At 64.5% G+C, this 20,882-nt stretch carries 17 protein-coding genes; 12 read left to right on the top strand and 5 right to left on the bottom strand.

The genetic code is table 11. The annotated features are described in order from the left end of the window. Window positions 1-13: 13 nt before the first annotated feature. From P3T42_RS17050 to moeB, 6 genes are read left to right on the top strand one after another with little or no spacing between them, the layout of a single operon-like run. The gene (locus P3T42_RS17050; protein ID WP_074295617.1) at window positions 14-253 is read left to right on the top strand and encodes an acyl carrier protein; all 240 of its coding nucleotides are present in this window, start codon (window positions 14-16) and stop codon (window positions 251-253) included. Between the two features lie 31 nt (window positions 254-284). After that, window positions 285-1,358, top strand: coding sequence for an acyl-protein synthetase (locus P3T42_RS17045; RefSeq protein WP_429306700.1), 1,074 nt, complete (start codon window positions 285-287; stop codon window positions 1,356-1,358). After that, window positions 1,355-2,122 (top strand): enoyl-ACP reductase FabI, encoded by a 768-nt coding sequence (gene fabI / locus P3T42_RS17040; RefSeq protein WP_429306699.1) that lies wholly within the window; start codon window positions 1,355-1,357, stop codon window positions 2,120-2,122. Before P3T42_RS17045 ends, fabI begins: the two co-directional genes overlap by 4 nt. 5 nt (window positions 2,123-2,127) lie before the next feature. Beyond that, window positions 2,128-3,549, top strand: coding sequence for an AMP-binding protein (locus P3T42_RS17035; RefSeq protein WP_429306698.1), 1,422 nt, complete (start codon window positions 2,128-2,130; stop codon window positions 3,547-3,549). Beyond that, a complete protein-coding gene (locus P3T42_RS17030; RefSeq protein WP_429306697.1) occupies window positions 3,546-4,772 on the top strand; it encodes an acyl-CoA reductase in 1,227 nt (408 codons plus the stop codon). The genes P3T42_RS17035 and P3T42_RS17030 overlap by 4 nt, the downstream gene beginning before the upstream one ends. Window positions 4,773-4,794: 22 nt before the next feature. Further along, the gene (gene moeB / locus P3T42_RS17025; RefSeq protein ID WP_429306696.1) at window positions 4,795-5,922 is read left to right on the top strand and encodes a molybdopterin-synthase adenylyltransferase MoeB; all 1,128 of its coding nucleotides are present in this window, start codon (window positions 4,795-4,797) and stop codon (window positions 5,920-5,922) included. A 29-nt stretch (window positions 5,923-5,951) separates the two neighbouring features. Here the strand turns inward: moeB and prpR are convergent, their stop codons facing one another. After that, a complete protein-coding gene (prpR, locus tag P3T42_RS17020) occupies window positions 5,952-7,892 on the bottom strand; it encodes a propionate catabolism operon regulatory protein PrpR (protein WP_429306695.1) in 1,941 nt (646 codons plus the stop codon). Between the two features lie 206 nt (window positions 7,893-8,098). Here prpR and prpB point away from each other — a divergent pair, with 206 nt between their 5' ends. The 4 genes from prpB (at window position 8,099) to prpF (ending at window position 14,143) form a co-directional block, all read left to right on the top strand. Continuing rightward, window positions 8,099-8,992: a methylisocitrate lyase gene (gene prpB, locus P3T42_RS17015; RefSeq protein WP_074295624.1), complete on the top strand. Its 894-nt coding sequence runs from the start codon at window positions 8,099-8,101 to the stop codon at window positions 8,990-8,992. 30 nt (window positions 8,993-9,022) lie between these two features. After that, window positions 9,023-10,189, top strand: a complete 1,167-nt coding sequence (gene prpC, locus P3T42_RS17010; protein WP_429306694.1) for a bifunctional 2-methylcitrate synthase/citrate synthase — start codon at window positions 9,023-9,025, stop codon at window positions 10,187-10,189. Window positions 10,190-10,339: 150 nt separating this feature from the next. Next, window positions 10,340-12,937, top strand: coding sequence for a Fe/S-dependent 2-methylisocitrate dehydratase AcnD (gene acnD, locus P3T42_RS17005; protein ID WP_429306693.1), 2,598 nt, complete (start codon window positions 10,340-10,342; stop codon window positions 12,935-12,937). Window positions 12,938-12,952: 15 nt separating this feature from the next. Continuing rightward, window positions 12,953-14,143: a 2-methylaconitate cis-trans isomerase PrpF gene (prpF, locus tag P3T42_RS17000; protein WP_429306692.1), complete on the top strand. Its 1,191-nt coding sequence runs from the start codon at window positions 12,953-12,955 to the stop codon at window positions 14,141-14,143. A 153-nt stretch (window positions 14,144-14,296) separates the two neighbouring features. On the opposite strand, the gene P3T42_RS16995 is transcribed toward prpF, so the two are convergent. Next, the gene (locus tag P3T42_RS16995) at window positions 14,297-15,361 is read right to left on the bottom strand and encodes a peptidoglycan DD-metalloendopeptidase family protein (protein ID WP_429306691.1); all 1,065 of its coding nucleotides are present in this window, start codon (window positions 15,359-15,361) and stop codon (window positions 14,297-14,299) included. Between the two features lie 785 nt (window positions 15,362-16,146). Here P3T42_RS16995 and P3T42_RS16990 point away from each other — a divergent pair. Next, complete coding sequence (locus P3T42_RS16990) at window positions 16,147-16,536, top strand: hypothetical protein (RefSeq protein WP_429306690.1); 390 nt, start codon at window positions 16,147-16,149, stop codon at window positions 16,534-16,536. 87 nt (window positions 16,537-16,623) lie between these two features. On the opposite strand, the gene P3T42_RS16985 is transcribed toward P3T42_RS16990, so the two are convergent. Next, the gene (locus P3T42_RS16985; RefSeq protein ID WP_074295630.1) at window positions 16,624-17,517 is read right to left on the bottom strand and encodes a LysR family transcriptional regulator; all 894 of its coding nucleotides are present in this window, start codon (window positions 17,515-17,517) and stop codon (window positions 16,624-16,626) included. A gap of 111 nt (window positions 17,518-17,628) precedes the next feature. Here P3T42_RS16985 and P3T42_RS16980 point away from each other — a divergent pair, with 111 nt between their 5' ends. Further along, on the top strand, window positions 17,629-18,459 hold the full coding sequence (locus P3T42_RS16980) for an SDR family oxidoreductase (RefSeq protein ID WP_074295631.1): 831 nt from the start codon (window positions 17,629-17,631) through the stop codon (window positions 18,457-18,459). Window positions 18,460-18,519: 60 nt separating this feature from the next. Here P3T42_RS16980 and P3T42_RS16975 read toward each other — a convergent pair whose 3' ends face one another. After that, window positions 18,520-19,734, bottom strand: a complete 1,215-nt coding sequence (locus P3T42_RS16975) for a hypothetical protein (RefSeq protein ID WP_429306689.1) — start codon at window positions 19,732-19,734, stop codon at window positions 18,520-18,522. A 200-nt stretch (window positions 19,735-19,934) separates the two neighbouring features. Beyond that, window positions 19,935-20,837, bottom strand: a complete 903-nt coding sequence (locus tag P3T42_RS16970; RefSeq protein ID WP_429306688.1) for a DMT family transporter — start codon at window positions 20,835-20,837, stop codon at window positions 19,935-19,937. Window positions 20,838-20,882: the final 45 nt, after the last annotated feature.

Here is a 20,882-nt window from a genome sequence, read left to right as displayed (position 1 = left end):
AGGAGTCACTGCCATGTCGCTCGACACAAGACTGCGATCGGTATTCGATACGGTGCTGCAGCTCGATACCGGGTTGCCCGATTCAGCGCTGCGTTACCAGCAGACGCGGGGTTGGGATTCGCTGGGTGCGGTGTTGCTGGTCTCCGCTATCGAAGACGAATTCCACGTTGAGATCAAAACCGGCCAGGCATTGAAGATGGACTCCTTCGAAGCCGCCTCGCGCCTGCTCCGCGAACTCGGCGCAACAGACTGAGTGCGCTGCGCACGCCACGCCGGAGCTCGCCATGAATCGTGATTCGCCGCCCAGCCAGGCCATGCGCGAAGCCGCGCTGCTGCCGCGTCTGATCGAACTGATCGATCATCACCGCCGCGCCTGCCCGGCCTATGCGCGCGTGCTGCATGCAGTCGGCCACACGCCGGGGCGGCGTTATGCACAACTGCGCGAACTGCCTTGGCTGCCGGTACGCCTGTTCAAGGAACACGCACTGGTCAGCAGCCGCAGTGAACCGGTGGCGGAACTGACCTCTTCCGGCACCACCGGTAACGGAGTCAGCCGCATCGCACTAGACCGCGAGGCGGCCGAACACCAGCGTCTCCTGTTGACATCGACGCTCGAAAAGCTGACCGGTCCGCGACGTTTGCCGATGCTGATTGTCGACTCGCCTTCGGCGGTGCGCGAAGAGCGTGCGTCGATCCGCGGCGCGACCGTACTCGGCGTGATGAACGTCGGCCGCGAGCATGTCTTCGCGCTGAACAGCAAGCAAAGCATCGATGCAGACGCCGTCGAAGGTTTCCTGCAACGCCACGGCCATGCGAGTTTCCTCGTGTTCGGCTTCACCTCCCTCGTCTGGACGCAGTTCTACGCGCTAGCGCAGGCGCGCGCCTTCGATCTGAGCCACGCGTTATTGCTGCACACGGGAGGATGGAAAAAGCTCGCGGACAAAGCGGTGTCCCCGCAGGAATTCCGCGCCGGCTTTCGCGACGCAACGGGCCTGCGCCGGTGCCACAACTTCTACGGCATGGTCGAGCAAGGTGGCACGATTCATATGGAGTCCCCCTCAGGCGACGGTCTGTATTGCCCGGACTCTGCCGATGTGATCGTGCGCGATCCGTACACCTGGGAGGAAGCAGCCGTGGGCACGCCGGGTGTTATCGAGGTGCTGAGCGCCGCGCCGCGCGCCCACCCCGGCCACGTGCTGCTGACTGAAGACAGGGGCATCGTGCACGGGATCGACGACGGCGAATGGCCCGGCAAACGCTTCGCAGTGCTAGGCAGGCTGGCGCGCGCCGAACCTCGCGGATGCGCGGACACGCTGCCCGAGCGAGCCCCCGGGTACGGCGGCGGAGTCCGCTCATGAGCGGCCTGCTCGAAGGCAAGCACCTGATGATTACGGGTGTCATCAATCACGCTTCGATCGCTTTTGCGGTCGCGAAACTGGCCCAGGAGCAAGGCGCGCAGATCGTGCTGACCGGCCACGGCCGGCTCCATATGGTCGAACATACGGCCAGACGTCTGCCACAACCGGCGCCGGTGATCGAACTCGACGTCACCCAGGCCGGGCAGGTCGCCACGCTGGCCGCGCGCGTTCGCGCTCACGCGCCGCGACTCGACGGAGTCCTGCATTCGATCGCCTACGCGCCGCCGGCCGCGATCTGCGGCGACTTTCTCGCTGCGACGTGGGTGGACGTCGCGACGACCTTGCAGGTGTCGGCCTTCTCGCTGCAAGCGGTGGTCGCTGCCGTGTTGCCGTTGATGGACCGCGGCGGCACGATTGTCGGACTGGATTTCGATGCGTCGGTCACCTGGTCCGGCTACGACTGGATGGGCGTCGCCAAGGCGGGACTGGAATCGAGTGCACGCTATCTGGCCCGCGATCTCGGCGCCCGCGGCATACGCATCAATCTGGTCGCGGCCGGCCCGTTGCGCACCGCAGCTGCTCACGGCGAGCCGCGTTTCGACGAGATCGCCGCCGCATGGCAAGCGCGCGCGCCGCTGCGCTGGAATCCGGCCGATGCAAGTGGCGTCGCGCGGACCTGCATCGCACTGCTGTCGGACTGGTTGCCCGCCACCACCGGCGAAATCGTGCATGCCGACGGCGGTTTTCACGCGGTAGGCGCATAAATCCCATGACACCCTTCGGCGCTCACGTCTGCCTGATCGAGGCCGCACACGGCCGAATCTGGAGCGGCTCCGACCTGGACGCGCGCATTGAGGCGATGGAAGACGAACTGCGTACCCTACCCTCCGGCCTGCTTCTGCTGCCCGCGCCATGGACCATCGACACGATCTGCCGCTATCTCGCCGCGTTCCGTCAACACCGGCCGCTCGCGTTGCTCGATCCGCAAATCGAGCCCGCCACGCTCGCGGAGCTGCTTGCGCGCTACGAACCCGCAGGCGTGTGGCAGCCGGGTCTCGGGCAACCCGCGCCGGCCGGCTACCGCGATGCCACGTCGGGCTGGATCCGGCAGACCTCCGCGGCAACGGTCCATGTCGATCTCGCCTTGCTGTTGACCACCTCCGGCTCGACCGGCGCGGCGCGCATGGTGAGGCTCTCGCGTCAGGGCCTGCTCGCCAACGCCGAAGCGATCGTGCAGGCGCTCGGCATCACCGCTCGGGAGATCGCGCCCACCAGCTTGCCGTTTCATCTGGGCTACGGCCTGTCGGTGCTCAACAGCCATCTGCAGGCCGGCGCCACCGTCGTGGTGACCGCAGACCCGGTGATCGGCGCGGACTTCTGGGCCACCGTCGACAACTGGTGCGCCACCTCCTTCGCCGCGGTCTCGCATACCTATGAATTGCTCGCGCGCCTGCGCTGGACGCCCTCGGCGCACCGCAGCCTGCATACGCTTACCCAGTCCGGCAGCCGTATGCGTCCCGAACTGATTGCGCAGATCGCCGGGGACCTCGGCCGCGTGGGGGGCCGCTTTCATCTCATGTATGGCCAGACCGAAGCCACGGCCCGGATGGCCGTCCTGCCGGCCCAGCGGATTGCCGACAAGGCCACGTCGGTGGGACTCGCCATCCCCGGCGGCCGGCTGTCGCTCCGGACCGGATCGGGTACGGAGACCTGCGAGCCGGATCTGTCCGGTGAGGTCGTGTTTCGCGGTCCGAGCGTCATGATGGGCTACGCCGATAACGCCGCCGAACTGGCCCGCGGCGACGACCTGGGTGGCGTGCTGTACACCGGCGACATCGGCCGCTTCGACGATGAGGGTTACCTCTATCTGGAAGGCCGTCTCAAGCGGATGGCCAAACTGTTCGGGATGCGTATCAATCTCGATGCCGTCGAACGCCTTGCGGCCGACGCCGGCGCCGCCGGCACAACCGTTGCCGTCTCGCCGAACGACGAGGTGATCGTGCTGTGGTGCGAAAGCGAGGCCGAACCTGGACGGCTGGACACGATCTCGCAACAGGTCGCGGAACGTCTGCGCGTGAACCGTCATGGCGTGCTTGCGCGAAGCATCGAAAAAGTGCCGCTGCTGCCCAACGGCAAGATCGATTACCGCGCGTTGACCCAGCTTGCAGCGGCCGGCGAGGTACCGCGATGATCCGGCCACTGTTCCCGCCGGCCGCACCGCTCGAGGCGGCGGCCTTGCTTGAGCCATTGTGCGATCCGCGAGACGACACCGCTTTGCAGGTGGGCGACGAGCGCATGCTCGACTTTCTGGACGCCGTCGGACAGCGTCTGCGCACGCCAGCGTATGCCCGGCGCATTCCGGAACTGGGACCGCTTGGCGTCTACCTTCGGCGTGGCCGTCTCGGCGCGGAACTGGCGCGGGTCGAAGCGGGGCAATCCTGCCTGCGCTTCCCGCTCGGCCTGGTGTTTCATGTCGCGCCGGGAAACGCCGATACCGTGTTCGTCTATTCCTGGGCACTCGCCGCATTGGCCGGCAACCGCAATATCGTGCGCGTGTCGGACCGGGGTGGCGAGGTCATGGAGGCCGTGTTCGCCGTGCTTAACGAGGCCTTGAAAGAAGCCGATCCCGTGGTGGCCCGTACCCAGCGAATCGTGAGCTATGACCACCGCGACGAAGCCGCTACGGCGGCGTTGTCGGCCGCCTGCGACCTGCGCGTGCTGTGGGGCGGCGATCAGGCGATCCGTGAGATTCGCGGCTCACCGCTGCGACCCGCCGCCCGCGATCTCACCTTCCCCAACCGCGCGTCCTTCGCGGCGATCTCGGCGGCGGCATTTCTTGCGTCGCCCGCAGTGGAGCGCAAGCTGGCGGCAGAGGCCTTTCATTCGGATGCCTATCTGTTCGGGCAAGCGGCGTGCGCTTCGCCAGGCACGCTCTTCTGGATCGGCGCCGACGCGGCTGTGGCCGATGCACAGGCGTCGTTCCTGACGCTGCTGACTGAAATCGTAGAGACCCGCGGACCGCGCATCGATGCTGCGATGGCGGTCCAGAAACACGTCGCCACCTATGGTCTCGCCGCCGAGGGCATCGTCGATGCGGTGCGCTTCGCGGGCAACGAGATCGCCATGCTGCAACTCGCTGCGCCGGTTCGTTTGCCGCGCCGCTGGCTCGGCACCGGCACCTTTGCGCAAGTCAGACTGGCTTCGCTCGCCGAGCTTGTGCCCTTGTTGCAACGGCAGGATCAAACCCTCAGCTATTTCGGCTTCACGCCCGCCGAAATGCTGTGCTTTGCCCAGCACCTCGGCGGGCGCGGTATCGATCGCATTGTGCCGTTGGGCCGGGCCCTCGAATTTTCCACGGTCTGGGACGGCTACGATCTGCTGCGCGAGTTCACCCGCCTCGTCACCGTGAACTGACTTTCTCCAGCGGAGCGTCAAGATGAGACCCGCCATTATTGAACTTGCCCCCAACGATGCTTATGAACGCCAGCAATCAGGGGCGTTGCTGGTCGACGTGCGCGAAGACGGCGAGCGCGCGGCAGGCATGGCAAAAGGCGCGACGGGCGTGGGCCGGGCTCGGCTCGAGGCCGATCCGGCCGTCTGGTTGCCCGACCCCACCGCCGAGATTCTGTTGATCTGCGCGGCCGGCGCACGCTCGCTGCAATGCGCGGGCATACTTCGGGGCCTGGGCTATGAACACGTCTACTCGGTCAGCGGCGGCATCAAGGGTTGGCAAACGGCGGATTTGCCGATGACCGAACCCACTGCGGACACGGATTTTCTCGAACGCTATTCGCGTCATCTGCGTCTGCCGGAGGTGGGACTGGACGGGCAACGCAGACTGGCTGCAGCCCGGGTCGCGCTCATCGGTGCCGGCGGCCTGGGTTCACCCGCGGCGCTGTATCTGGCGGCCGCCGGGATCGGCCACATCACGCTGATCGACGACGACATTGTCGATCGCAGCAACCTGCAGCGGCAGGTGCTGCACCGCGATGCCGATGTCGGCACGCCCAAGGTCGAGTCCGCTTGCCGCACCTTGCTGGCGCTCAATCCGCACATCGCGATCGACGCACGGCGCACGCGCCTCTTGGCCGCCAACGTCGAACGCCTGTTGAGCGGGCACGACGTGGTGATCGACGGTTCCGACAACTTCTCCACCCGCTACCTCGTGAACGATGCCTGCGTGCGACTCGGCGTGCCCATGGTCTACGGCGCGGTGCAGGGATTCGATGGGCAGGTCAGCGTGTTCTGGCCCGCGCATGCGGGCGGCAGTTGCTATCGCTGCCTGTTTCCCGAACCGCCATCGCCGGAGTTCGCGCCCAACTGCTCCGAAGCCGGCGTACTCGGCGTATTGCCCGGCGTGATCGGCCTGCTGCAGGCCACCGAAGCCGTCAAGCTGATCCTCGGTATCGGGGAGTCGCTGTCCGGCACCTTGCTGCGCTTCGACGCGCTGGGCATGCGCTTCGACCGGCTGCGTCTCGAACGCGACCCGGCCTGCCCGCGTTGCGGCGACGGTATCGGCACAGCGGATTATGTCGATCTCCCGGCCGCCTGCGCGGCGCATTGAAGCGTGCGAGTCGCGCCGGCCTCGCCCCCTCACCCCGCCGCATTCAATTTGCGCCACAGCGTCGTCTTGCTGATGCCTAGCGCCTCGCACGCCTGATCGCGGTCGCCATTGAACGCCTCCAGTGCCGCGCGAATCTCATCCGCTTCCACCCGACGGCTGCGTTGACGCAAGGTCAACGCAGCGTCGTTCGAAGCCCCTTGGGGCCGCTCGAACAGTTCGGGTGCGATGGACTGCAAGACCGCTTCGGTCAACGCTGCGTCGTCCGAGTCCGCCAGTTCCACCGTGATCCGCTCGATCACATTCTGCAGTTCCCGCACGTTACCAGGCCATGTGTGACGGCCGAGCGATTCGCTGACCGACGCCAGCACGTCCAACGCATCTCGTGTGCTACGAATGCGTGCCGCGAGACGCGGCTCGCGACGCGCCGCCTGACAAAGCAACTCGGCCGCGAGCGGCAGGATATCGCCATGCCGCTCGCGCAACGGCGGCAAGCCGATATTCAGAATGTTGAGCCGGTAGTAAAGATCGGTGCGGAATTCGCCAGCCTCGATCGCCGCCGTCAACGCGCGATGGGTCGCCGCGACGATCCGCACGTCGATGCGCGTCGGCTCCGTCGAGCCGAGGCGCACCACTTCGCGCTCCTGCAACACGCGCAGCAAGCGGCTTTGCAACGGCAGCGGCATTTCGCCGATCTCATCAAGAAACAGCGTGCCGCGGTGCGCCGCTTCGATCAGCCCAGCCTTGCCGCCGCGCCGCGCGCCGGTAAACGCGCCTTCCTCGTAACCGAACAATTCGCTCTCCAGCAAGGCCTCCGGAAACGCGCCGCAATTGAGCGCGACAAACGGAAAATCGCGCCGCGCGCTCAGATGATGCAGGCTCTGCGCGACCATCTCCTTGCCGGTGCCGCTCTCGCCGCGAATCAACACCGTGGCGTCCGACTTCGCATAGCGCTGCACCAGTTGCCGCACCCGTTCGATCGCCGGACACGCCCCCACCAGATCGTCGAGCCGGTAGCGCGCCACGAACTGCTGCGCGCGCTGCCGCGAACGCAGCGTGCGATCGAGCCGCTCAACCGCGCGCGATTCCTGAAACGTCAGCACCGTGCCCGTCGTCACACCGTTGTCGACCAGCGGTCCGCGATGCACGACGTAGCTGATGCCGCGCACGGTTTCGAGCGACTCGCCCTCCGCATCCGGGACGGCCTCGACCAGATCCGGTGCGAGTTCAAGCAACGGACGGCCCACCGCCGCAGCGGGTTCGATGCCGAGCACGAGCGCAAGCCGCTGGTTGATGGCTTCGACGCGGCCTTGCGCATCGAGCGCGACCACGCCGTCGCGCAAGTGCTGCAACACGTTGTCCAGACGATGGCGCCGCACCGCTTCGCCCCAGGTGGCCTGGGCGACTTCGAGCGCGGTATCGAACGCCGAGCGCACCGAGGCGCGTGAATAAAGGAACACGGATTCCATGCCGGCCTGCGACGCCAGATCCGTCACGAGTCCTGGACCCACAATCGTCTTCACGCCGCGATCGCGCAGATCGAGCACGCAGGTCTCCGCATCCTGCGCCGACTGATACGCCGCAAACACCACGTCGATACCGTAGGCCGCCACGAAGCGGCGCACTTCGGCGGGGGTCTCGCCGTAGCTCACGAGCGCCACTGGGGAGGCGTCGCGCCGTGCGCGCGCCAGCGCATGCATCACGTCGAAACCGGTTGGCGTGATGAGCACGACCGGCACATCGACCCGTGCCTTCAGATAGGTGCCATTGGAGCCCGCCGCAACGACGACGTCCGGGCGGTTCGTGCCCGCGGAAGCGATTTCGTTGACCGCGTCTTCATAACCGCGCGACACCAGCCGCAGATCGGCGCGGGCATCGTATTCTTCCGCGATGTCGCGGAACAGGTCGCGCAGTTTGGTGATGCCGATGGCCCAGACACGGGGCCGGGAGCCGGGTTCGGGAGGTCGATTCATGGCGGGCGGGCTGCGGCAGCGCGTAGGACGGAAGATGCTTCATTATGAACCCATGCTTTCACTTGTGAAATCCATAATTCCACTTATGAAACCATGAGACAGCCGGACCATCCGGCAAATCCACAGGTAATCAACGACTTAACCGCGCGCCGGGAGGCTGGCCCGCTCCTTGCACTACACCCTCCCAACTTCATCGGGAGACACACGTGGGCTCAGCAAAACAACCAGTCAGCGCCGGCGCGAAATTCCGCACGGCGGTCGCAGAAGGACAGCCGTTGCAAGTGGTCGGCGCCATTACCGCCTATGCAGCCAGGATGGCGGAAGCCGTCGGCTTCAAGGCGGTGTATCTGTCGGGCGGCGGCGTTGCCGCCAATTCGCTCGGCATTCCCGACCTCGGCATCAGCACCATGGACGACGTCCTGATCGACGCCCGTCGTATCACCGATGCAACCGGTCTGCCGCTGCTGGTCGATATCGATACCGGTTGGGGCGGCGCGTTCAACATCGCTCGCACGGTGCGCTCGTTCATCAAGGCGGGCGTGGCCGCCGTCCACCTCGAAGACCAGGTGGGACAGAAGCGCTGCGGACATCGTCCGGGCAAGGAAGTGGTGGCGAAAGAAGAAATGGTCGATCGCGTGAAGGCGGCCGTCGATGCCCGCACCGACGATCAGTTCGTCATCATGGCCCGCACCGATGCAGCCGCAGCCGAAGGCATCGACGCCGCCATCGAACGCGCGATTGCCTACGTCGAAGCCGGCGCGGACATGATTTTCCCGGAAGCGATGCAGACGCTCGACGACTATCGCCGCTTCAAGGCCGCGGTCAAGGTGCCGATTCTCGCGAACCTGACCGAGTTCGGCTCGACGCCGTTCTTCACCACCACCGAACTACGCGACGCTAACGTCGATATCGCGCTGTACTGCTGCGGCGCGTATCGCGCGATGAATGCGGCCGCACTCAATTTCTATCAGACGGTGCAACGCGACGGCACGCAAAAGGCCGCCGTCGAAACGATGCAGACGCGCGCCGACCTGTACAAATATCTCGGCTATTACGCGTACGAGGACAAGCTCGACGCGCTATTCGCCGCACACAAGTAATCCCGCATTCAGGAGCAAGAGGACGACACCATGAGCGAAGCAGATAACAGCACGCCCGCAGCAGGCGCATTCAAACCGAAGAAATCCGTGGCGCTGTCGGGCGTGACGGCGGGTAACACCGCGCTGTGCACAGTCGGCAAGACCGGCAATGACCTGCACTACCGCGGTTACGACATTCTGGACATCGCCAGCACCTGCGAATTCGAGGAAATCGCCTACCTGCTGGTGCATGAAAAACTGCCCACCCAGGCCGAACTGACCGCCTACAAAACGAAGCTGAAGGCGCTGCGCGGCCTGCCCGCCAACGTCAAGGCCGCGCTGGAGTGGATCCCGGCGGCCGCCCATCCGATGGACGTGATGCGCACCGGCGTCTCGGTGCTCGGCACCGTGCTGCCCGAGAAGGACGACCACAACCTGCCCGGCGCGCGCGATATCGCCGACAAGCTGATGGCCTCGCTCGGCTCGATGCTGCTCTACTGGTACCACTACTCGCACAACGGCAAGCGCATTGAGGTGGAAACCGACGACGATTCGATCGGCGGCCACTTCCTGCATCTGCTGCACGGCGTGGAGCCGTCGAAGTCGTGGGTCGAGGCGATGCATACGTCGCTGAACCTGTATGCCGAACACGAATTCAACGCCTCGACCTTCACCGGCCGCGTGATCGCCGGCACGGGCTCGGACATCTACTCGGCGCTCACCGGAGCGATCGGCGCGCTGCGCGGCCCGAAGCACGGCGGCGCCAACGAAGTGGCGTTTGAAATCCAGTCGCGCTACCAGACGCCCGACCAGGCTGAGGCGGATATCCGTCGCCGCGTCGAGGCGAAGGAAGTCGTGATCGGCTTCGGCCATCCGGTGTACACGATCTCGGACCCGCGCAACAAGGTGATCAAGGAAGTGGCGAAACAGCTCTCGAAGGAAGCCGGCAGCACGAAGCTGTTCGACATCGCCGAGCGGCTCGAAACCGTGATGTGGGACGCCAAGAAGATGTTCCCGAACCTGGACTGGTTCAGCGCGGTCTCGTATCACATGATGGGCGTGCCCACCGCGATGTTCACGCCGCTCTTCGTGATTGCCCGCACAGCCGGCTGGAGCGCGCACATCATCGAGCAGCGGATCGACAACAAGATCATCCGGCCGAGCGCGAATTACACCGGTCCGGACGACCTGACGTTCGTGCCGCTCGCTAAACGCTGATCGAGAAGCGTCGATCGGGAAAGGGGGATAATTGCCGCTGACGTCCGGCGACGTCCGGCATGATTCGCCCCTGTCGACCGGAATTGGGCCCTTAGCCCTAACTCTGGTTCCTTGCAGAGCACCGAGCACCTCATTCTTATTCCCCACGGTATGAACACTGCAAACCGCAAACCCCTGCCAGGCACCAAGCTGGATTTCTTCGACACCCGTGCCGCAGTCGAGGCAATCCAGCCGGGCGCCTACGACACGTTGCCGTACACCTCGCGCGTGCTGGCCGAAAACCTCGTGCGCCGTTGCGACCCGGTGTCGCTGAACGCATCGCTCAAGCAGATCATCGAACGCAAGCGCGACCTCGACTTTCCGTGGTTCCCGGCGCGTGTGGTCTGCCACGACATCCTGGGCCAGACCGCGCTCGTCGACCTCGCCGGCCTGCGCGATGCGATCGCCGCGCAAGGGGGCGACCCGGCCATGGTCAACCCGGTCGTGCCGACCCAGCTGGTGGTGGACCACTCGCTCGCAGTCGAGTGCGGCGGCTTCGATCCGGACGCGTTCGACAAGAACCGCGCGATTGAAGACCGGCGCAACGAGGACCGCTTCGACTTCATCAACTGGACCAAGAAGGCCTTCAAGAACGTCGACGTGATTCCGCCCGGCAACGGCATCCTGCACCAGATCAACCTGGAGCGGATGAGTCCGGTCGTGCAGGTGAAAGACGGCGTGGCGTTTCCGGATACGCTGGTGGGCACCGATTCGCATACGCCGATGGTGGATGCGCTCGGCGTGATCGCCATCGGCGTAGGCGGTCTCGAAGCGGAAAGCGTGATGCTGGGGCGCGCCTCGTATATGCGTCTGCCGGATATCGTCGGCGTCGAACTCACCGGCAAGCCTGGCGAGGGCATTACGGCGACGGACGTGGTGCTGTCGCTGACCGAATTCCTGCGCAAGGAAAAGGTGGTCGGCGCGTACCTGGAATTCTATGGCGAAGGCACGGCCAAACTCACGCTGGGCGACCGCGCCACCATCGCCAACATGGCGCCGGAATTCGGCGCAACGGCCGCGATGTTCTATATCGACGAGCAGACCATCAAGTATCTGAAGCTCACCGGCCGCGACGACGAACTCGTCAAGCTGGTCGAGACCTACGCGAAGCAAACCGGCCTGTGGGCCGACAGCCTGAAGCACGCGCAGTACGAGCGCGTGCTGAAGTTCGACCTGTCGACGGTGGTTCGCACCCTCGCCGGCCCGTCGAATCCGCACCGCCGCTTGCCGGTGTCGGAACTCGCTGCGCGCGGCATCAGCGGCAAGGTCGAAAACGAGCCAGGGCTAATGCCGGACGGCGCCGTGATCATCGCGGCGATCACGAGCTGCACCAACACCAACAACCCGCGCAACATGATTGCCGCGGGACTGCTCGCCCGCAATGCGAACCAGCGCGGCCTGACCCGCAAGCCGTGGGTGAAAAGCTCGCTCGCACCGGGATCGAAGGCCGTGACCTTGTACCTGGAAGAGGCGAAGCTGCTACCGGAACTGGAACAGCTCGGCTTTGGCGTGGTGGCCTATGCGTGCACGTCGTGCAACGGCATGTCGGGCGCGCTGGATCCGGTGCTGCAGAAGGAAATCGTCGAACGCGACCTGTACGCCACCGCCGTGCTGTCCGGCAACCGCAACTTCGACGGCCGGATTCACCCGTATGCGAAGCAGGCTTTCCTCGCTTCGCCGCCCCTCGTGGTGGCCTACGCGATTGCCGGCACGATCCGTTTCGACATCGAGAAGGACGTGCTGGGGATCGACGCCGCCGGTAAGCCGGTGATGCTCAAGGACATCTGGCCGTCCGACGAAGAGATCGACACGATCTTCGCCGCGAGCGTGAAGCCGGAGCAATTCCGCAAGGTGTACGAACCGATGTTCGCGGTGACCGCCGATACCGGCGAGCGTGCCAACCCGCTCTACGACTGGCGCCCGCTGAGTACCTATATCCGCCGCCCGCCGTACTGGGAAGGCGCCCTGGCGGGAGCGCGCACGCTCGCGGGCATGCGCCCGCTCGCCGTGCTGGGCGACAACATCACCACGGACCACCTGTCGCCGTCCAACGCGATCCTGGCCGATAGCGCGTCCGGCGAGTACCTGGCCAAAATGGGCCTGCCGGAAGAAGACTTCAACTCGTACGCAACGCACCGTGGCGATCACCTGACCGCGCAGCGCGCCACCTTCGCCAACCCCACCTTGAAGAACGAAATGGTGCTGGAGGACGGTAAGGTGAAAGCGGGTTCTCTGGCTCGCATCGAGCCTGAAGGCAAGGTCACGCGCATGTGGGAAGCCATCGAAACCTACATGGAGCGCAAGCAGCCGCTGATCGTGATTGCCGGAGCCGATTACGGCCAGGGTTCGTCGCGCGACTGGGCCGCCAAGGGCGTACGCCTCGCGGGTGCGGAGGCCATCGTTGCCGAAGGATTCGAGCGGATCCACCGAACCAATCTGGTGGGCATGGGCGTCTTGCCGCTCGAGTTCAAGCCGGGCGTGAACCGCCTGACGCTGGGCATCGACGGCACCGAGACTTTCGATGTCACCGGCGAGCGCAAGCCGCGCGCCGATCTCACACTGGTGATCCATCGCCGCAACGGCGAGCGTGTGGAGGTGCCGGTGACCTGCCGTCTCGACACCGCGGAAGAAGTGTCGATCTACGAAGCCGGTGGCGTGCTGCAGCGCTTTGCGCAGGACTTCCTCGAATCGTCGCAGGCAGCGGCTTAACAGGACAACTACACAATGGCCCACGTACCCCAGATCAGGATTCCCGCCACCTACATGCGCGGCGGCACCAGCAAAGGCGTGTTCTTTCGCCTGCAGGATTTACCCGAAGCCGCTCAGGTGCCCGGCGCCGCGCGCGATGCGCTGCTACTGCGCGTGATCGGCAGCCCGGACCCGTACGGCAAACAGATCGACGGCATGGGTGGCGCCACGTCGAGCACCAGCAAGACGGTGATCATTGCAAAGAGCAGCAAGCCGGATCACGACGTCGACTATCTGTTCGGCCAGGTGTCGATCGACAAGGCGTTTGTCGACTGGAGCGGTAACTGCGGCAACCTGTCGGCCGCCGTCGGTCCGTTTGCCATCAGCGCCGGGCTGGTCGACGCGAGCCGCATTCCGCACAACGGCGTGGCCACCGTGCGCATCTGGCAAGCGAATATCGGCAAGACCATCATCGGCCACGTGCCCATCACCAACGGCGCGGTGCAGGAGACCGGCGACTTCGAGCTTGACGGCGTCACCTTCCCCGCCGCCGAAGTGCAGCTCGAGTTCATGGACCCGGCCGCCGAAGAAGACGGCGCGGGCGGCGCGATGTTCCCCACCGGCAAGCTGATCGACGATCTGGAGGTACCGGGCATCGGCGTGCTGAAGGCCACCATGATCAACGCGGGCATTCCGACGATCTTCGTCAACGCGGAAGCGATTGGCTATAAAGGCACCGAACTGCAGGACGCGATCAACAGCGACGAGAAGGCGCTGGCGAAGTTCGAGACCATTCGCGCTCATGGCGCGCTGCGCATGGGCCTGATCAAGCACCTCGACGAGATCGCGACGCGGCAGCACACGCCGAAGGTCGCCTTCGTCGCCACGCCCACCGCGTATGTCGCCTCCAGTGGCAAGCCCGTTAGCGCGGGCGACGTAGACCTGCTGGTGCGTGCCATGTCAATGGGCAAGCTGCACCACGCCATGATGGGCACCGCCGCGGTGGCGATCGGCACGGCGGCCGCGATTCCGGGCACGCTGGTCAATCTCGCCGCCGGTGGCGGCGAACGCGAGGCGGTGCGCTTCGGCCATCCGTCCGGCACGCTGCGCGTGGGCGCGGAAGCGACTCAGGTGGAAGGAGAATGGGTCGTGAAGAAGGCCATCATGAGCCGCAGCGCCCGGGTGCTGATGGAAGGCTGGGTACGCGTCCCCGGCGACACGTTCTGACTGACAGGCACGTGACGAAGCACTGGCGCCCGGCGAATCAAGCGCCGGGGCCAGTGCCTGCTTTGAGCCTGCCTTGCGCGAACCGGAGAGCCGAGCACAAACGCCGGCCGTCCATCAGGACGCCGGCGCTGCCTCAACCTGCTGCGCGCAGACTCAGCTTTGCTTGCCGGGCAGATAGGGCATCGGATCAACCGGCTTGCCGTCGCGGCGCACCTCGAACAGCACCGACACGCGCGAGTTGTTTTCGTCGCCCATCTCCGCGATTTCCTGCCCCTGACGCACGATGTCGCCGGTCTTCACCAGCAGCTTGCGGTTGTGCGAGTACGCGGTGAGGAAATCCTTGTTGTGCTGGACGATGATCAGGCTGCCGTATTCGTTGAGCCCTGTCCCTGCGTACATGACCTTGCCGTCCGCGGCGGCGCGCACCGGATCGCCCGGCTTGCCGCCAATCTCGATGCCACGCGTTTCGCCCGGCTGGAACCCCTGCACCACCGTACCTTGCGCGGGCCACGCCAACGTCACGCGCTTGGCGTGACGGCCGATTTCGGCGTCCACTTCACGCGTCTGCGCCGCATCGGGCGCGGGGGACTCGGTAGCGGGGGTTGATGCAGAGGGAGGGACTGTCGTCGCCGAGGCCGCTGTCGCAGCATGTGCGGCCGTGGCTCCTGTCGCGCTTGCTGCCGCGCCTGCCGCCACATTCGAAGCCGGCACCGCCGCGGCAGCCGTCTTCGCCGCAGCCGCAGCTTGTGCCGCCGCAGCCTGCGCAGCGGCCGCCGCAGCCTGCGCAGCGGCCGCTGCAGCCGCCGCCGCATTCGCTTCTTTCACCGTCTCCGGCGACGCCACATGCAGAACCTGTCCCAGCTTGAGGCGCGTAGACGGCTTGAGCTGGTTCCAGGCCAGCAAATCCTTGACGCTGCAGTGATTGTGCTGCGCAATATGGCTCAGCGTGTCGCCGCGCCGCACGCGATACACGAGCGGCGGGCTCTTCTTCGCCTTGGCCACGGCAACCGCTGCCGAGGCCTGCAGCGCTGCCGCGGACGCCGCCGCATCGGACGCTGCGCTCGCCGGCGCAGCCGAGGATGCCGCCGGCACCCCGGAAGCTGCCACACCCGCCTGTGCGCCCTGCTGTGCCACGTTCACACACCCACTCATTGCCACCGCGACCCAGACGCCGGCAATGCCGGTCATCATGGTTTTGTCGAAACGACTTCTTAACAAATTCGACTCCTGCCTTGTTCATAGGCAGACCCGAGCGTTCCCGCGTCGCGTGCGATGCGCGCATTCATCCGAAGCGCTGCGATCTCGCGACACGGAAAGCCGCCTCGTGCGACCGTCACTCGTGCCCTGCCCTCTATCTAACGCTCGTGCGCCAAACCTCTCAAACGTGAGGCCTTCTGCTGCAAACGGGGCCAGATAGACGATTAAAATTCAAGCGGAATTGTAAAATGCCTCAGACAAAAAACGAGCCGTCTGAACATACTGATACAAATCCTTACGAACGGTATCGCGGAATCGCGCCCACGATAACGTTTGCTTTAACGGCAAATGCCGCGAAAACTTGAATCGTGCGGAGGTGACGCGCGCGATGTCCGATAGTTGGGCACGGTATCTGTCTGGGTGATTCGCGTTGTGCGAACTCTTCGTGCGGGGATGGGGGATTCGAGCCAGGGGATCTCGTCTGCCGGAGCGTTGTTGGAATGCGGCATGCCACACCTCACCGAGAGGCCAAGGTGAGGGTTTTCACATGGACTGGTGATTACCGTGGATTCCTAATCACTTTCCGATCCAGAACGACCCAGCCACCTGCCCCGAATTTTGGGGGCTTGCATGCAATGTGTTTAATCGACATCGCATCTTATATGACCGGCGGCGCGCGTCGCCGATTCAGCACATTTGAAGCGCCTGTTCGACATAAAGCCATAGGTTCGACGTGCCGTAATCAAGACATCAGGGCCGGTTGCATCCGGTAAATACGCCGGGCAGAACCATTCTTGGAGTCGATCATGAGCTATCTACGCGCCGCGGGTGGCATCACACGCAGCCTCTGCTTCTTTCTCTTTTCCATTGCCGTGTTTCTGCTGTGGGCATCGCTCGCTGCCGGCGCCGGATTTATCCTGCTTCAATTGCCCGATGTATGGGCGGACCACAGCAACGACGACAACGCACGCTACGCGGTGATGTCCGTCACTGCGTATGCCCTGATTGTGGGTGCGTTGTTCCTGGTCTTCGTCGCAGGATCCATAGCGCGCTTAGCGGACGCGGTGAGCGCGGCGCGCAAGGCGCTTCGACACCTTCGCAAGATGCGAGCTGTCCGGCGCACGCGCCACGCGCGCAATCATGAGCGAGACCACGACGCCGCGGTCACGTTGCAGCCGGCTCGCAATACGCTTTGATGCCGGATGTTTTCGTACCGGCGGCCGCCGCTCGCGAGCGAGCGGCCTTCGCCTCGACATACGTCTCGCGTGGTCGCGCAGTTGCGCTCAGGCGGCACCTGTTCGAACCATGTCGATGAATGCCCGCAAACTCGTCGGCATATGACGCGTGCCTGGAAAGTAAAGGAACAGGCCTGGGATCACCGGACACCAGTCCTCCAGCACCGTCACGAGGCGCCCATCGTCCAACGCGTCACGCGCATAGGGTTCGGGTACGTAGGCGATGCCCAGGCCGTCTAGCGCCGCCTCGACCATCAACTGATTGTTGTCCAGCGTCAGGACGCCGGGGACGTCGATCGCCACTTCCTGTCTTCGCTTGAGAAACTCCCAGCGATAGCGCTTGCCACTCGGCAGACGTTGGCGGATGCATTGGTGCTTCGATAGTCCATCGGGCACCTTCGGCGCAGGATGAACCGCCAGATAGGCCGGCGACGCGACCGCCAGAAAGCGGATGTCGGGGCCAAGACGAACCGCCACCATGTCCTTCGGCACGGCCTCGCCCAATCGCACACCCGCATCGAAACCCTGTTCGACAATGTCCACCAGCCGCCCTTCCGCCACCAGGTCAAGTTCGACACCGGGATAGCGCTTGAGGAATTCAGGCACAACAGTCTGCAGCAGCAAGCGAATCGCGTTCTCGCCGCCATTGATGCGCAGCGTACCCGTAGTAAGACCTTGCTCGCCGGCCACTTCCTCCAGGGCGGCATCGAGATCGCTCATCAGGGGATCGAGACGGCCCAGCAGACGCTTGCCCGCCTCGGTCAACGACACGCTGCGCGTCGTTCGATGCAGTAGACGGGCGCCCACGCTGTCCTCCAGGCCGCGGATGGCATGGCTCAGTGTGGAGCGCGTGATCCCGAGCAGATCGGCAGCTTGCCGGAAGCTGCGGTGCTCGGCGACGGCCATGAACGCTCGCAGATCGGTCAGTGTCGGCTTGTTCATTGGTGGCTAATTTTCACCATCTCATGCGATTAATAGGTAATTGTGCCAACAATGATAACGCCATAGCATGGATATCGACAGCTCACTTATTCCCTTCGCTGGAGACACATCATGGCCAAAACCTGGTTCATTACGGGCACATCCACCGGCCTCGGCCGTATCCTCGCGGAACGTTTGCTGGAACGTGGCGACCGGGTGGTGGCAACCTTGCGGCAACCCGCAGCGCTGGACGAATTGCGGGCCCAACACGGCGATCGCCTGCATGTGCTCTCGCTCGATGTGACGGACGTAGAGGCCATTCGAATCGCCGTGGCGGATGCCTTCGAGCGTATGGGGCGCATCGATGTGGTGGTCAGCAACGCCGCCTATGGCCTCTTCGGTGCGGCCGAAGAACTGAGCGACGCGCAGCTTGAGCGGCAGATCGCCACGAACCTGACCGGTTCGATCCAGCTCATCCGTGCCGTGCTGCCCTACCTTCGCGAGCAAGGTGGCGGACGTATCGTGCAAGTGTCGTCGGAGGGCGGACAGATCGCCTATCCGAACTTCAGCCTCTACCACGCCACCAAGTGGGGGATCGAAGGTTTTGTCGAATCGGTGGCGCAGGAAGTCGCGCCCTTCGGCATCGATTTCGTGATCGTTGAGCCAGGCCCGACCCTCACCCACTTCCGCCAGGGTTTGGATCACGCGCAGCCCATGGCGTGCTATGACAATACGCCGGCCGGTGAGGTCCGCAGAGCCGTGTCGTCCGGCACATTCGTACTCAAGGGCGATGCCGTCAAAACGGTCGATGCCATGATCGACGCGGCCGATGCCGAGCGCCCGCCTTTGCGGCTGACCTTGGGCAGTACGGCCTACGCGTCGATCGGCAAGGCGCTGGCCGAGCGGCTGGGCTCGCTGGAGGCACAGAAAGATATCGCTTTTGCCGCTGATCGGGATAACTAACGGACATTTAACTAACCGCCGCTCGCAGTCCCCGCTGCGAGGCGAGCTTCACGCGTACTTTTAAAATCGCTTCTTCAAATCCATCATCAACAATCTCGAGGTGGCGTCGGGGTGCTTGTCCGGAAGCGTCATCAACTGGTCCGAGACAGACTTCAGCTTGTCGAGCCGCGCGTCATCGTCTAAAGCCCCAAGGGCCTTGAAAGACGGATCATTGCCGACTTTCTCCGAGACCCAGTTGTGAAGTTCCGGCGTGACGTTGCGGGGCGGTTGCCCGCTCGTCGCAGCCGTCGGACGCATTGCCAGGAGTTCCGGGGACATCGAAGGTTCGATGCGGGCGATCGGGACCAAGCCCACCTTTGCGATGGCGTCTGGATGGATTTTGTCTTCGCTACTGGTGCTTTCAACGTAGTCGCCCGATGGTGCGCCTCCCGTGTGGTTTTCACTGCCCCACGCCTTGCCCGCGGGTCGCTGCGTCTGCTTGAACTCGAGATTCTTTGGAACGACCACGGCAAACATGACGTAGGTCTTATCCGGCATCACGTAGTCGTTGCAGGGCTTGCGCGACGTATATAAACCTTTCCCGTGGATATTCGCATTCGCGATGCCACCGGATTTGCCCTCATTCTTCTCAGCGGAGAAGCCCTCGCTGCGTATCGAGTCGACGTACTCCTCAGGTGTGACGTGATAACCAAACATTCGAACGTCACCGTGTTTGCCCTGCAGTGCCTGATTGATGTGTGCCCCGATTGCCGCGGTTTCCTCACCGTTCGGAACATGCGACAACATGGGCAGGTCTGGAACGTCGATCACCTTGCCGCCAAACCCGCCCTTGCCGGCCCCCTCGCCTTGGGAGACTGCGGCCACGCTGCTTGCGCCCGGCAGCGGCGGCGTATGGGTCCACAAGCGGGGCCCCTGGACCGCTGGCTTCTGTACAACGGGATGGTCGTTAAGCGATGCGCTGGACAACGCCGGCGCGTCAGCCTCCAGCCGGGTTTTCTTGAATGGCTGGTCATGCGCATCGTCATCGTGATGTGCGCTGCCCGGAACCGTCGACGCATCGCTCTGCGACCAGTTCCGCTTGCCCGCTCTTCCCGGCGCGTCATGATGCTCGGGCGATCGGCTCCGGCTGCGCTGCAGATCCACCAGACTGGATAAAGCGTGAGCGTCTCCCTCCGCGGACGGCCCGCTGTCGACGGTGGGCGCCTGATTGTGCGATTCAGTCTGTCGCTGGATCGACGCGTCGTGCGAGGGGGTCGCGGGGCCGGTCCGCAGCATCGTCGTCACCTTGTCGGCAAATGGGGATCGCCGCAGTATTGGCGATTCCCACGGCGCGAGGTTGCGGCATGCGAACCTGGCTGCAGAGAAGCGAATCGATTGGCATGCCGGAATGCGCGCGGATGCCGGTTATCAAGGGAAACCGCGTCTCCGCTCCAGCCAGAGTAACGACCGCGACACGCACGCTGCCCTCAGACTCCTCACGCAAGCGGCCCCTCCTCATCTTTCCGCCCAACCGCAACCGCAATCGCGCTGCCGACAATCAGCACAATCCCTGCGAGGGACAGCGGCTGAATGGTCTCGCCCCAGACGACATAACCGAACAACGCCGCCCACACGATGCTCGTGTAGTTATACGGCGCCAGCTTCCCCGCATCCGCCTGGCGAAAAGCGACGGTCATCAGAATCTGTCCCGCGGTCGCGAACGCGCCGAGCAACGCCATGATCAACAGCGCATCCACGGACGGTGTTCGCCAGTTGAATGCGAGGGTCAGGCCGGTTACCACCGTGCCCACCAGGGTGAAAAACAGCACCGTCGTCACCGAATCGTCGGTAGAGCGGATGCGCTTGATCTGCACGATGGAAAGCGCGCCGCAGAAGGCGCTCAGCAGCAGCAACATCGGACCGAGCCAGCTCGACTGACTGCCGCCCGGCCGCACCACCAGCAACACACCGCAGAATCCGACCAGCGCCGCGACCACGCCGCTGCCCGTCAACCGCTCCTTCAGGATCAGCGGCGCAAGCAGGATGACGATCAGCGTCTCCGAATACGCGAGTGCGACCGCTTCACCCAAGGGCACGTAAGGCAAGCCGGCGAAGAACAAACCCGAGGCGCCGAGCAGCGTCAGCGACCGCACCGTCTGCCCTTTGAGATCGATGTTGGCCAGCCGCGCGCTCATGGAAAGCGGCCCCCGGCAGCCCATCGCGAAAGCCGGCACCAGACCGAAGAGCATGCGGAAGAACGTCACCTCATTGGCCGGATATTGCAGCGCGACCGTCTTCGCCAGGGCATCCACCACAGCAAAGCAAAACATGGAAGCGAGAATGCTACCGACGCTGTTCAGCGAAAGCGCGGTAGCCCGTGTTGCGCTGGATGGCGGCATGGCGATACGCGGGTGGCAAGGGTATCGCCATCATCTCATACGGCC

Source organism: Paraburkholderia sp. GAS38, from assembly GCF_050434965.1.
Taxonomy (GTDB): domain Bacteria; phylum Pseudomonadota; class Gammaproteobacteria; order Burkholderiales; family Burkholderiaceae; genus Paraburkholderia; species Paraburkholderia phenazinium_A.
Note: the sequence above shows the minus strand (reverse complement) of the source record. Positions and strands in the feature narration are given on the sequence as shown.